This is a genomic window from Paenibacillus mesophilus (assembly GCF_005938385.1).
Taxonomy (GTDB): Bacteria; Bacillota; Bacilli; order Paenibacillales; family NBRC-103111; genus Paenibacillus_AB; species Paenibacillus_AB mesophilus.
Genome location: NZ_VCRA01000003.1, coordinates 342,357 through 356,280 on the forward strand (window position 1 = coordinate 342,357; position 13,924 = coordinate 356,280).

10 protein-coding genes are annotated in these 13,924 nt (G+C 55.0%); 2 read left to right on the plus strand and 8 right to left on the minus strand.

The window, feature by feature from the left end; genetic code table 11:
* From FE783_RS38645 to FE783_RS06865, 4 genes are read right to left on the minus strand one after another with little or no spacing between them, the layout of a single operon-like run.
* A complete protein-coding gene (locus tag FE783_RS38645) occupies positions 1-1,641 on the minus strand; it encodes a glycosyl hydrolase family 28-related protein (RefSeq protein ID WP_274381433.1) in 1,641 nt (546 codons plus the stop codon).
* Positions 1,638-2,531 (minus strand): carbon-nitrogen hydrolase family protein, encoded by an 894-nt coding sequence (locus FE783_RS06855; protein WP_138878597.1) that lies wholly within the window; start codon positions 2,529-2,531, stop codon positions 1,638-1,640. Before FE783_RS06855 ends, FE783_RS38645 begins: the two co-directional genes overlap by 4 nt.
* 13 nt (positions 2,532-2,544) lie before the next feature.
* Positions 2,545-3,885, minus strand: a complete 1,341-nt coding sequence (locus tag FE783_RS06860) for an ABC transporter substrate-binding protein (RefSeq protein WP_138878598.1) — start codon at positions 3,883-3,885, stop codon at positions 2,545-2,547.
* Between the two features lie 24 nt (positions 3,886-3,909).
* Positions 3,910-4,683, minus strand: a complete 774-nt coding sequence (locus tag FE783_RS06865; RefSeq protein ID WP_238402919.1) for an amidohydrolase family protein — start codon at positions 4,681-4,683, stop codon at positions 3,910-3,912.
* A gap of 495 nt (positions 4,684-5,178) precedes the next feature.
* Between FE783_RS06865 and FE783_RS06870 the strand changes: the two genes are divergently transcribed.
* Both FE783_RS06870 and FE783_RS06875 read left to right on the plus strand, forming a co-directional pair.
* Positions 5,179-5,409 carry a hypothetical protein gene (locus FE783_RS06870; RefSeq protein ID WP_138878772.1) on the plus strand — a complete coding sequence of 77 codons (231 nt, stop codon included), beginning with the start codon at positions 5,179-5,181 and terminating at the stop codon, positions 5,407-5,409.
* A 244-nt stretch (positions 5,410-5,653) separates the two neighbouring features.
* Positions 5,654-8,563, plus strand: coding sequence for a carbohydrate binding domain-containing protein (locus FE783_RS06875; protein WP_138878600.1), 2,910 nt, complete (start codon positions 5,654-5,656; stop codon positions 8,561-8,563).
* Between the two features lie 277 nt (positions 8,564-8,840).
* On the opposite strand, the gene FE783_RS06880 is transcribed toward FE783_RS06875, so the two are convergent.
* The 4 genes from FE783_RS06880 to FE783_RS06895 form a co-directional block, all read right to left on the minus strand.
* Positions 8,841-9,722, minus strand: coding sequence for a carbohydrate ABC transporter permease (locus FE783_RS06880; protein ID WP_138878601.1), 882 nt, complete (start codon positions 9,720-9,722; stop codon positions 8,841-8,843).
* A 26-nt stretch (positions 9,723-9,748) separates the two neighbouring features.
* Complete coding sequence (locus tag FE783_RS06885; RefSeq protein WP_138878602.1) at positions 9,749-10,627, minus strand: carbohydrate ABC transporter permease; 879 nt, start codon at positions 10,625-10,627, stop codon at positions 9,749-9,751.
* Positions 10,628-10,918: 291 nt separating this feature from the next.
* Positions 10,919-12,250: an extracellular solute-binding protein gene (locus FE783_RS06890; RefSeq protein WP_138878603.1), complete on the minus strand. Its 1,332-nt coding sequence runs from the start codon at positions 12,248-12,250 to the stop codon at positions 10,919-10,921.
* A gap of 100 nt (positions 12,251-12,350) precedes the next feature.
* Positions 12,351-13,919, minus strand: a complete 1,569-nt coding sequence (locus FE783_RS06895) for a response regulator (RefSeq protein WP_238402921.1) — start codon at positions 13,917-13,919, stop codon at positions 12,351-12,353.
* Between the last annotated feature and the right edge of the window lie 5 nt (positions 13,920-13,924).

Sequence of the window (13,924 nt, forward strand, 5' to 3'; positions counted from 1 at the left end):
TCAAACCGATACACCCGCCGCGTCCACCCATAACGCGCCGTTCCACCATATCGGCTTCCCGTTTGCATGCAGCGTTGTATCCAAATAAGCATAACCGGCATCGTTTGCCGACAGCGCCGGCCTGCCGCCGGTACTCCCTATGCGGTGCCCGATCGTCCCGGTCCCGCTGTCCTGTATGCCTCCGCCTCCCGCTTGCAGCAGCTGGTGGAATCTGTTTCCGCTGCCGGCTTCGATGAACAGGTTCTTGCCGACCGCATTCACGCTGACACAGTCCACGATATAATTGCGGTTTCCGTTCAAATGGTAAGCGTTCGTAGTACAGTTGACGGAAATCGAATCTCTTACGATATTGTCGTTGCCGACGAACTTGATCGTACCGGCTCCCCGGCTGATGATGTTGCTGGCCGTATTGTTGTCTCCGCGAACTATAAAAGCGCCCGAGTTTAACGAAATATGATCGAACTCGCAATCGGAGCAAGTCGCACCTTGCAGCAAGTCAAAGCGGATGTCGCTTATAAAATTGGTGAACGTACAGTGCGTCACGATTCCATTCGTAGTAATGACCGCTCTGCCCGCAGAGGTTTCGCTCAAATCGAAATGATCGAACACGCAGCGGGTGACGCCGTTGGCCGCGAGAACTAGCGGGTTGGAGAATTTCCCTCGCGCCTTGACATGATTCACTTGAAAAGTAGCATTCGTGACCTGCGGATTTACGATATAATCGTTGCTGGTTACGACAAGCCCCAAGTACCCGCTATTGCTATATTCGCTTTCCAGCAGCATATTTGCGTACATGCTATGGTCGGTTGCATTAACGACACAGCAAGCCTCGGTTCCATTGACGGCATGAATATTCGTAGCCATTACGTTTGCGGCCGTTTCAAATTTTATCGCGGCGCTTGTAAGAGTCGAAGATACGTTGATATGCGAATACAGGTCATCGATGAAAATATGTTTCTGCGGATTTTTCGGGTAAATCACGAACCCGATTCCGATCGTAGCCCCTTGTGCAATAGAGCCGTGTTGTTTGATCGAGATATGACGGAATATGGCGTTCGACACGCTACCCGCGTTAATCCCGTATTGGGCGAACCTTTCGCATGTAATGTCCGAACAAATAAATCCGTCGACGGCGTCTGTCAGCTTGTTCGGCGCCACGGAAATTCCGCCGTTCGCAATTGCCGAGTTATCCCCGATAAGGACGCCGTTCATGATGCCGACATTTTTTTGCGTCAGCGATCCGCTGAAGCTGAACGCATACCCGTTGCCCGTCTTTTTCTCGACCGTAGATCCGCCCAAGTCTATAAATACATTCGAACCGCTGATGGTAACGCCGTTGCAGATGTACTTGGCAGCCGTCAACGGGAAACAGACAACTCCTCCTCCCGCCGTCTGCGCCGCGTTGATCGCGGCTTGAATCGCAGCCGTATCGTCCGTTACTCCGTCACCCGCGGCCCCATAGTCGGTTACGCAGAAGCAAGAGCAGGCGGCGGCCGTTGATCCCAATCGCTCCGACAGCATCTCGGCCGACGCTTTCGGTCCGCAGCCCGCAGCCAGTGCGGCTCCCGTCATGCCGATGGCCGCGAGCATCGCTCTTCGGCTGACCGTTTTATTGAAATGATCGTTTCGGCTCTCCGTCACTGGCCTTCACCCTCCCCTTGACGTTTGCTTATCATTCCGTAAGCTTCCGGCTTCCGGTTATCGAGCATCGCTTTCTTGTAATCGACGATATCGTTGTAGCAGAACGAATGGGCTCTCCGCTTGTCGTCCAGATCGACGTCTGCGGTTGCAATCGCTTCCTCGCGGCCGGCGTCGGCAAGAATGATGCCGTCGTCGTTCACGATATTGGACCGGCCCAGGAACCTTCCGGGAGCCCAATGTTTCCGCTCCGACTTGTCGCTGTAAGAGGACGATACGAACAGGCAGCCGTTGTCGATCGCCCGCGATTTCAGCTGCACCTCCCACATCACTTCTCCCCAACCGCTCTGGAAGTGAGGCCAGAAAATAATCTCGGCCCCCATCAACGCCGTACACCGCGCGCTCTCGACAAAGCTATTGTCATGGCAAATAATCGCCCCGACGGTGCCGATATCGAGCGTAAACACGCGGAATTCGGTTCCCGCCCGCACGCCGTAAGCCATCTCGGGAATCGTCGGATGGACTTTATGGTATACCCCGGCAATATCGCCTGCCCGATCGAGAAAGACGGAGCTGTTGTACACGGAACCGTGTTCTTTCAAATGCACGGAAGCGACCGCATGCATGTTGTATTTGGCGCACACTCCGGACAGCTCGCGAAACATCTCATTGTCCAGCGTCTCGGCGTGCTGTTCCAGTTTGGCCGCATCCAGCGGAATACCGGCATGCGTAAACGTCTCGGGAAGCAGCGCGATATCGGAGCCCCGTTCGCCCGCCTGCCGCATGAGCGCGACCATCCGCTCGATATTTTCCCGCCTGCCTGCTTCAGCCGGTTTATCCCGGTATACGGTCAATTTCGGTTGTATGGTACTGATTCGGACTTTCCTGCTCATTCCGTTCACCGCCTTATTTGCTGAGCTGGGCCGCGATATCTTTGTCGTGGGCTTCGGCGGCGTCCCTCAGAGCCGTATTGATATCTTTTTTGCCTGTTACGATATCGGCGAACAATTGCTGCTCATACTTCAGATCGATCGACTGGTATTTCGTCACTTCCGTCGGGGCTGCCAGCTTGGGCCACATGATGTCTTTGTTTTTGCCGGTCAGCTCTGGAACGTCCGCGCCGAACTGCTTCAGCAGATTGGCATTGTCTTTCAGGATCGGAAGGTAGCCTTGCTTCGTGTAATAAGTCTGGAACTCCTCGGATGCGAGCGAAGCGATCACTTGGAAGGCGGTGTCCTTGTTCGCGCTCATGTTCGTCACATACATATAGTTCGGATACGTCTGAGGTCCCGTCCCTGGAGCTTCCTTGCGCTCGGGAAGCCGGATCATGTCCCAGTTCAGCTCTTTCGGGAATTTATACAGCTGCCACGTGTTGTCGAGACCTACGTACATGGCGGACGTGCCCTTCACGAACGAATCCACCATTTGCGCTATGCTCGGATTTGTCGTCCAATCGTTGCCCGGTATTTTGAACAATCCGGTTATAAATTCCATTTCTTTCTTATAGGCATCGTTCGTATAAAGCGCCTTGTACGTCTTCGCATCCTGCCCCGGAACCGACCGCTGATTCAATAAGAACATATGCCAGTATGTGGCGGTAAATCCGCGGTACGCCACTCCCGCCTCCGTGCGCGACAGCTTCTTGATCGCTTCGCTCAAATCGTCCCATGTCGAGCTGCTTGTCGGAAGAGGGACGCCGAATTTGCTGAACAAATCTTTATTGTAGAACAGGACCAGCGTGTTCGTCGTAAAAGGGATCCCATAGACGCCGCCGTTCGCGAACTTTCTCTGGATCTCCAGGGCGGACGGTTCGATCCGGTTCAGATCGAAATTGTATTTTTTCACGTACGGTGTCAAATCGATCTGCAGTCCGTTCTCCAATACCGAACCTGGAGTCGACCCGCTCGGTGCGTTCAACAGATCGAACTTTTGTCCTGCGGCCAAGTACGTCGTCGTATTTCTGGGCGCTCCTTCCACAACCATCGTCGGTAAAAATTTCAGCTTGACGTTCGGAAACTTTTTCTCGATATACGTTCCGAAATGCGCCTTCATGAAATCTTCGGTAAAACCGCTCATCGTGCCGTGAAGCGTCAATTCCACCGGCTCTTGCGAAGGCTCGGCCGGTTTGCTTTTCCCGGCATCGTTCTGTCCCTTATCCGCTCCCGCGCCGCTCCCCCCGGAGCACCCTGCCGCCATGGCCGCAACCAGAACTGTCAAAGCTGCGGGCGATACTTTCCCCATTCTCATTCGACGTTCCTCCCGATCGTTTATTTACTGAACGATTCCGCGAGTCTGAGATGTTCCGTGCGATACGCCCCCGAGCAGCCTTTCCATATTGCCGCCCATGACTAGGTCAAGCTGTTCCCGTGACAAACCCGCTCCCAGTACTTTGCCGATGTTGCTGGCCAAGCAGGCGCCGTACAAATCCGAGCCGAATAGGACCCGTTCCGCGCCCAGCCGGTTTACGGCGATACTGACCTCGGCCCCGCCGATCGGAGAGCCGGAAGTATCCGTGTACACATTCGGGTAAGGCTCTATCAAATTGATTGCGCTTTCAACCTTGCCCGCCATATGGGCCATAATGATACGCGCCTCCGGGTAGCGGCGGGCCAAGTTCGCCACGTGCTCCGCCGTCGACTCATAAGGCAGCTGCCCTACCGTTTTGCGCCAGGCATGGATCAGGATCGGCGCATTATACGTTATGGCCTGCTCGATGAACGGAAAGACTAGCGGATCGTCGCACAGCGTCGCGACCCACAGCTTCAAGCCGATCATCCGCTGATCCTCGATGCGTCGGCGAAAATCTTCCAGCGCAGCCTTGCCGTGACGCGGATTGACATAGCAATAACCGGCTACCCTCTCCGGATGGCGGCGCATCACCGCGTACAGATCGTCGTTGGACTTGCTCACCGCCTCGAATTTGGGATAATACCCCATGCCTACCACCGTGCAGCATACGAACAGCTTCACCCCGAGACGGTCGCCTTCCGCCAGCGTCCCCGGCGCCAAATCCGCGCCTTGCAAATGCACGTGCGCATCAATCATGTTCAATGCCAAACTCCCCCTTTGTTTTGCATATTGTAAATAAGTAAAACGTCAATCGACGTACTCCAAGGATGAGCGACCGCTATTCTCACCCCAAAAAGTGACGCAATCCTTCGAAGATTACGCCGGGTACTTTTCGGGGACCCCGAACATCGGAGGTTTTCCTTGGTTCTGAAACTCGCACTTCGCTTTAACGCTTTAGCGAAGTTAAACTTTCTGAATCGATAACGATAAGTACCGTACGTATACCATAATTGACGGAAATGTGCCGAAAAATGAGGAAATGTGTCATGAAAATAGTATATGTACCGTTCCTATACCATTATTTACGTTCAGTATATCCCCATTCCTCCTATATTTCAATACCATTTTAAGCGTTTTTTTAGCAGGCCCGGATATATGCCCAGCGATATTAGGCACGCGCCGCATATACTGTCGTATGCTCCATTCTATCCGATCAGAGGGGGAGGAACGCTCTTGTACAGACATTTCCCGATGCCGCAGCCTCCGCTGCAGCAAAAGGCGAGAAGCCTGCTCGGCCAGCCGGTCGGCATTTCGCTGAAAAACGGCCAAGGCGTTGCCGGCGTCCTGTGCCAAGTACAGGCGAACGAACTGTTTGTGCTTCAATATTTGTACCAGGCTCAATTCGCCACCTTCCACTATCCATTCAGCGATATACAAGATATTCATCCGTTTCCGCGGTGCAGGCCCGGTCCGCTGTACTAACGAAGGCGCCGAAGAAACGAGTCGCCGGCAGCAGCCGGGCGGCTCGTTTTTGTGCTTTTATCCTGCTGCAAGCATAATCGTATGGATGTTATTGACAACGCTTACATGAACATATACGATGAAGGTGACCATTAGGAACCAGATGTACACCACGGTCAAAGGAGGTACGTAAACACATAGGATATGCCGTTCGTCCATCGTTGTGGTTTATTGAAGCTGTGAAACCATTTTGAAGGGAGATCGTATGATGATCGTTCGAAAGCATCATCCAATCGTACCGTGGATCGTTATCCTTCTGCTGCTCGTATGTACCGTAATACCGCTTGGTCCTTCCATGCGCGTCGAAGCCGACGGTATTCCGCTGGCACTCCTGAACCCGTCGTTCGAGGACGCCCTCACCGGCAGTACGATTCCGGGCTGGTTCCAACCGTTCGGAACTACCGGAATCAGCGTATCCACCGCTCAATCGTATAACGGCTCCAAAAGTCTCCTGCTCTCGGATACGTCGACAACCGCATCGATCGGCGCGGAAAGCGTCAAAATATCGGGCATTGTTCCGGGCGAATCTTATGCCGCTTCCGTCAAAGCATACGTAACGAGCGGCTCCGGAGCCGTCTACGTGCGTTTCTTCGATTCAGCCGGCACGCTTCTGACGAGCGAAGCGAAGTGGGTATCCTCCCCCGCCAACCAATGGACGCCCGTATCCGTGACCGCAGTCGCACCGGCCAATGCGGCGCAAGCTTCCGTTCTCCTTTACAGTTCTTTATCGGGCACGACTACTACATACTTTGATACGGTTACCCTGGAACGTTCGCTCCGCAATCCCGGCTTCGAGGAAGGCGCGGTCGGAACCGTCATTCCGGGCTGGATGCAAACGTTCGGCTCCTCCGGCGTTTCCGTCACGACCGAGCAGGCCGATGAAGGAACGAAAAGCCTGAAGCTCGTCGACGGCAGCACGACCGGCTCCATCGGCGCCGAAAGCGACAAGCTGACCGTCTCCGCAGGACAGTACATCGGCGTTACCGCAAAAGCATACGTCACAAGCGGGACCGTCAGCTTGAATATCCGGTTTTGGGATGCCGGCAACACGCTGCTGCAAACGGCTACACAATCGTTAAGCAGCCCACAGTCGCAGTGGACTCCGATGAGCGTCTCGGCCACGGCGCCGGCCGGCACAGTCAAAATGAGCGTGCTGCTATACAGCTCGGTCGCTTCAACCGCCACCGCTTATTTCGACGATATCACCCTCTCCGTGCCCGCAGTAACGAATCTGGGCGTGCAGATTACGAACGCCTCCGCCTCTTACGCCGCATTCGGTCAAGATTCGAGCGGCAATGACCTGCTCTACATCGGCTCGAGCGGAAATCCGTCCAAGCTGGCCGTATATAACGCAAAGACCGGGGCTACGCTCCAATCGTTCGACCTGCCCGGTGCGACGGCCGTCTGGGGGATGGCGGTTGCAACGGACGGCACGCTTTATTTGGGCACCGCTTCGGGCAAACTGTTTCAATATGTCCCCGGCGCCGCGTCCGTCACCGATCTGGGTGTCGCCATTTCCGGAGAGACTACGATCTGGGAGCTGACGACGGGTACGAGCGGCAAAATTTACGGCGGAACGTATCCGGGCGGCAAAGCGTTTAAGTACGAGCCAGGTGTCGGCGTAACGGCTTTCGGCGGCCAGATCGAGCCCGGCGAGCAATATGTCCGGTCGATCGCCTATGACGAAAGCGCTCATCAGCTGTACATGGGCATCGGCTCCCACGCGCATCTGATCCGGTACGACAACAACACCGGCGCCATGACGAACATTCTCCCGGCCGCTTATTCCACGGAAGAATTCGCCTATTATACGAATTACGTCAACGGAAAAATATTCGCGAAGATGAGCCCGACCAACGTTACGCTCGTCATCGATAAAGCAACGCTGCAGGTGGAGAGCACGCTTACCGGCATCGGCTCGATCGGAGTATCCAAGCTGTCCCCGGTCGCCGACAAAGTATACTACACAAAGAACGGCAATCTGTATTCGTACGACTTGACGGGCAAAACCGAAACGCAACTCGCGAACGTAGGCGCCAACGTGATCGGCTCCACTTTCCTGACGTTGAACGAGACCGGTTATCCGGGTTATTCGTACGTGGCCGCCCTAAAATCGGGACATATTTTAAAGTACAATTTGTCGACGGGCACTTGGGCCAAAACCGCCTTCGCGGTGCCGGAGTCCCCCACCTCGATTCAGTCCATCAAGCGGGGGCCGGACGGAAAAATATACAGCGTCGGCTATCTCGTCGGCGGCATGGGCACGTACGACCCGGCGACAGGGGTTCAGACGAAATACAAAGGCGTCGGTCAGGCGGAGAACATTGCGGAGGCGGGGAACTCTCTGTACTTCGGCATTTATCCGGGTGCGATCATTCAGAAATATGACGTTACGCAAGCCTGGACTCCGGGAGGCAATCCCGCGAATCCGAAAACGCTGTTCAACCTGGGCGCATGGGAGCAAGACCGCCCGTTCGGGATGCTGGCCGTCGCCTCGATGAATAAGCTGTTTGTCGGTACCGTGCCCGATTACGGGAAGCTCGGAGGAGCGTTTGCCGTCTATGACTTGAACACGGCTTCGCTGAACGTGACCCGCAACGTGATTACCGATCAGAGTGTTGTCGCTCTGGCTAACAAAAACAACGAAGTGTTCGGCGGCACGTCCGTCTGGGGCGGGCTCGGCATTTCACCGACGGCAACGGAAGCGAAACTGTTCGTCTGGGATACGACCACGAATCAGAAAGTGTTCGAAACCGTCCCGGTCGCGGGGAAACGCGCCATTACGTCGCTCCTGCTCGGTCCTGACGGCAACATATGGGGAGTGGCCGAAGGAACTTTGTTCGTCTTCAACCCGGCTACCCGGACCGTCGTCTACAGTGCCGACAAGTTCCCGGTCAGCTATTCCGGCTCGGGCCACGTATGGCGGGACGCCAAGATGGAGCTAAACCCCGACGGCTACGTCTACGTGACGATCGGAGGGAAGATGTACCGGATCGATCCGGCGACGAAAAATACGGAAACGCTCATCGCAAGCGGCGCTTCTCTCTTGGCCACGGACAACGATGGAGACTTGTATTACGTGTCGGGCGTCAATTTGTTCAAGTACGATAAATAAGGAAGTTTGGAAAATAACGGAACTGTGGTGCGTTATCGTCGGCGAAACTATGTATTCTGTTCAATTAAAGGAACTAGAATCCGTTATTCAGCTATTTTGCGAGCGGAGAAGCACAAAAAGATTGTTTTTACGTACCACAGTTCCGCTATTTACAAGAAATGCCGCGAAAATAGCCGTTTAGCGGAATACAGTTCCGCTACAGCAAAACAAACCGTCAGGGGTAACTTCAAACCCCTTGACGGTTCTTTTGTGTAAGCTCATGCTCCGGCGCTGCACCTTATCCTTTTACAGCTCCGGCGACCATGCCCTTCATAATTTGCTCCTGGAAGATCAAGTAGATAATAATGGTCGGGATAACGGCAATCGTCATCGCCGCCATCGTCAGACTGTAGTCCGTCCCGAACCCGTCCGAGAAAATCGACAAGCTGAGAGGAAGCGTCTTGAGCGCCTGCTTGTTAATGAACACAAGGGCAAAGGCGAAATCGTTCCAGAAGCGCAAGAAGGCGAGAATGGCGACCGTCGCCATAGCCGGAACCGACAACGGGAAGATGATCCGAAAAAAAATGCCCCAATAGCCGTTGCCGTCGATCATCGCGGCTTCCTCCACCTCTTTCGGCACCGAGGTCAAGTAAGCGGCGACGACGAAGATCGCGACAGGCAGCTCGAACGCGGTATAAGGCAAAATAAGCGCCCAATGCGTATCGAGAATCATCATTTTCTTCATCATAATGAACAGCGGCACAAGCGTGCTGTGAATCGGAATGAGCATCCCAAGCACGAACAGCGCCATGATCGGCCCTTTCAGCTTGAACTGAAGGCGGGACAAGACGTAGGCGGCCAGCGTTCCGAGGAACAGCGTAAGCGCCATCGAAGTTAACGTGACGATCGCCGAATTTGTGAGCGCCGTGCCGATACCGGCTATTTTCCAAGCTTTCGCATAGTTTTCGAATTGCCATACCGACGGCAAGGCGAACGGTTTGCCGTAAAAGTCCTGGTTCGATTTGAAGGAGCTGATGAACAGCCAAATGAGCGGATATATCGTAAGGAGCGCGTAGATGGCCAGCAGCAGTTTGCCCGACCGGCTCTTGACCGTCTGCAGCGTCTTCGCCAGTGGACTTTGACCCGTGTGAGCCATCGTTTTGTTTACCGCGGTTTCCATAGCGGTCTGCCTCCTTTATTTGCGTTTTAATGCTTGCTTTTACGTTTCATCAATAGCTGGCTGCCCGCCACCATAAACATGCTGACGATCATGATCATCGTAGATACGGCAGAACCGTATCCGTAGCGGAAAATATTGAACGTATTGTTGTACATGTAGGTGGCCAGCAGCTCGGTTGCTTGAGCCGGACCGCCGCCTGTCATGACATAAATCAGATCGAACGACTTCATGCTGCCGGATATGCACAATACGATGGCAACCTTGATCGTATCCCAGATCATGGGCACGACAATGAGATACAGCCGGCGAAAGCCTATGGCGCCGTCGATTTTCGCGGCATCCTCGACTTCCGACGAAATATTTTGAATCGCGGCGATGAATAAGATGAGATATGGACCGATGTTCGCCCAAATGATCGGGACGCTGACGGAATACATGTTGATCTTCGGATCGCCGAGCCAGTCGCGTATCCACGAGCTTAAGCCAAGCTGTTCCAGAATGTAATTCAGTATGCCGATTTGCGGGTTATAAATATAGCCCCATATAATACCGATTACGACCGAAGCGAGCACCATCGGCATAAAGATCGCCGAACGGACGAAACGGTGAAAAAACGAGCTTTTCCACAAAACGAGCGCCAGTACGAGCGCTATCGGCACTTGGCCGAATATCGATGCCGCCACGATAATCAAATTGTTTTTGAACGCCCGCCAAAAAATAGGATCTTTCACGACCTCGATGTAGTTGTCGAAGCCGATGAATTTCATCGCGCCGATCCCTTTCCAGTCGAAGAAGCCGTAGAAGGCCGACCAGAAAATCGGGACGATGACGAACAGCAAATAAAGAGACAAGGCGGGTAGCAGGCCAATGAAAATAAACGTTCGAATCCGGTTTGCGGCAGCCATAGCCAACCTCCCCTTTCGCATTACTGGTTATTACGTGCCGACGGAAGTCCGCTGAGTAACTCCACTGCGGGTCTGAAATAGGCTTCCGATCGCCGTTGTTTCCAGATTTCCTTATCCAGTAAGCCCATAATCGGTGGAAATCCGGAAACAAATGCGAACGCTGACGCTTCTCCAGCATCATTTCAGACCCTCCGTTCAGTTTTTCAGCGGGTCTCCGGGGGCGGAAGACGAATCGGCTTCTTCGAGGAAAAGCCGATCCGCGTTCTCTGCTCCGCCTACCGCCGTCGGGTATTACTTGCCGAGCGATCGCGCCTGGGCGTCCTGCAGCTTCTTCGCGATATCTTCCGGCTTGCCGCCCATGAGCAGCTCCTGCAGCCCGTTGTTGATCGCTTCCGCACCCTGCGAGCTCAAGTAAGCGTCGTATACCGGCGTATACGTCACGGTTTTGGTCAAATTGTAAGCTTTGTAGAACAAAGAGGTTACCTTCGATTGGTCGACGTCCACTTTGTAGTTGACGATCGTGTTGCTCTCGGCTACCGCCTTCATCCCCTCCGGGCCGCTGACGGTGTAGATCAGGTCGAATGCCGCATCCAGCTTCTTGCCGGTAAGCTTCTTGTTGACGGCAAAACCACCGCCCGCGCCGCCCGAGAGCGTATTCGGGTCGCCTTTTCCGCCTGGTACGGATGGAAGCACGGATACTTCGACTTGATCAAGCTGCTCCTTCGTGCCGGTTGCGGCCATATTGGTAAGAGCCCATGCGCCGTCGATCATCATCGCCGCTTTGCCGGAGATGAAATATTGCTCCATCTGGGTATTGTCCAGACTGTTGAAGCCTTGTTGGAACGCTCCTGTATCTGCAAGCCCTTTCATAAGCGATAGCGCCTTAACGAATTCCGGATCGGTAAATTTCGCGCCTTCCTGCTTCGCCGCTTTCATGAACCAGTCGCTTCCCGTCACGCGATCGGCCAGCGAGCTCAAGATGCTCGATTGGGCGAGCCAAGCCGCTTTATTGCCGAGAGAGATGGGGGTAATTCCTTTGTCCTTGAACGCTTTGATCGCCGCATGCAGCTCGTCCCATGTTTTCGGTACGGCAACGCCGTGCTTGTCGAACAGCGATTTGTTGTAGTAGAACAAAGACGTGACGGAGGCGTTGATCGGCACCGCGTACACTTCGTTATTGAACGAGAGCGGATCGAACGCGCCCGGCGTAAAGTTCGATTTCCATTGCGAGTTTTTATTCAGCAGCGGCGTAATCGGTTGAATGAGTCCGCCGTCGTAAAATTCTTTGATGCCCGAACCGGAGTGGGCGAAGAAGACGTCCGGCATTTCGTTGGCCGCCGCGACCGTTTTTAACCGCTGACGGTATCCGTCCGGCGGAATCGCCTGAGCGTCCAGCTCGACTTCCGGATGGGCGGCTTTGAACTTGTCGATTTGGGCGCGGACGGCCTTGGCGCGAAGATCGTCGCCGGAGAAATTGTGCCACACGGTCAGCTTCACTTTCTCGGCCGGAGCTTCGCTTTTGCCTCCCCCCTCCGCTCCGGAATCGGATGCCTGGCCGCACGCCGCCAGCATCGATAATGCCAATACGGATGCTATACTTGCCGATGCCGCTTTCTTGTTCATCTTCCTGCTCCCCCTCATTCATGAGTATAGCCTTAGTATAGAGCGACCTTTTCATTCGCAGTAGGGGAGAACTTTCAGCGGATAGGTAGACAAATTCCGGTTAAACGGTTTCGTCGGTCATCTCGGACGGCGATTGTCTGAACTCCGAGGGCGTCCGGCCGAAATGCTTTTTAAACTGCTGGCTGAAATATTTGATGTCTTCGTAGCCGACGGCCCCCGCCACTTCGCTTATTTTCATCTGCGTGCTTTGGAGCACGTCCGCCGCTTTGCGCATGCGTTCCCGCGTGACGAACTCGATATAGGTTTGCCCGGTTTCCTTCTTGAACGCTTCGCTGAAATGATTCGGCGTCAAGTGGACGAAACGGGCGACGTCCTGCAGCGACAAATTCAAGTCCAAATGATCGCGAATATAAGCGATTGCCCGCTGCGTATAGGAATAGCGGGTATCGCTTATCGATTCATGGAACGTCGCCATCAGCGAGGCCAATGTTTTGAACAGCTCCGCTTCGGGGCGCGGGTCGGTATCAAACGGATATACGGCTGCCGCGGCATGGACGGTTTGTCCGCCTCTGCCTCCTTTCGCCCGCTCCAGCCAGCGGTGGCCGGCGATCACGACCGATTGCAGATAAGCTTGCAGCGAATGCGGAGTAACCGTGCGATCCTCCATCTGGGCGCGAACGATCCGGTTGACCCATTGGCGCAGTCGGCCCGGATTGTTGCTCACCAGGATATGGCCGAGCTCCCGCTCCTCCTCTTGCGGCAGCACTGTTCTTCCGCCGCTCCGATGCGCGATATCGCTTAGCCCGTATACGCCCTGCTCGCCGAGCAGCAGCCGGTATGCATAAACCGCCTCGGCTTCGCGATACGAACGGTGCAGCTCCTCAAGCTGCCCGACACTTGCGCCGACGGCTGCAAAGACGGAGCATTTCAATGTCTCGCCGACCCGCCGGATCGCCCGCTCCAGTCCGCCGAGCCCGGCGAAGCCCGTTTCTCCGCGCGCAACGAGTACGATCCGGTCGCCCATAAGCAGCGATACGGCAGGCAGCAGCTCGGTCAGCATATTGTCAGCCGCACCGAGCAGCAGCGCGGCCAGCCGGACTTCGCCCCAGCCGGAAGCGTTTATGATCAGCACGCTCATCGGCAATTTCACGGCCGGGTCGTCACCCTGCACCCGCTTCCCGTTCAGCCAATCCTGCATAAGCGATTGCTCCGCACCGCCGATCGTCCTCCCGGCCAAGAGCCGCTCGAGCAGCTGGCGGCGAAGCGCTTCCGTCTGCGCCTGCTCTTTGCGGCTCAATTCCCACTTGGCCGCAATGTTCTGCTTCGCCTTCATAGCCGCCTTTATAATTTCTTCCGGACCGCTCGTCTTCAGCAAGTAATCCGTCACGCCTTGGCGAAGCGCCTGCTGGGCATAGGCGAAATCGTCGTAGCCGGTTAAAATGACGATTTCCGCGTCGGGCAGCAGCTTCTTGATTTCTTTCGCGAGCGCGATGCCGTCCATGCCGGGCATCCGGATATCGGTCAGCACGATATGCGGCTTCTCGACCGGTATGCGCTCCAGCGCCTCCTCGGCCGATTCCGCCGGCTCCAGGAGCGTCAGTCCGAGCTCCTTCCAGTCGATCACGGTACACAATCCCGTACGGATGATCGCTTCGTCGTCAATGATCATCAATC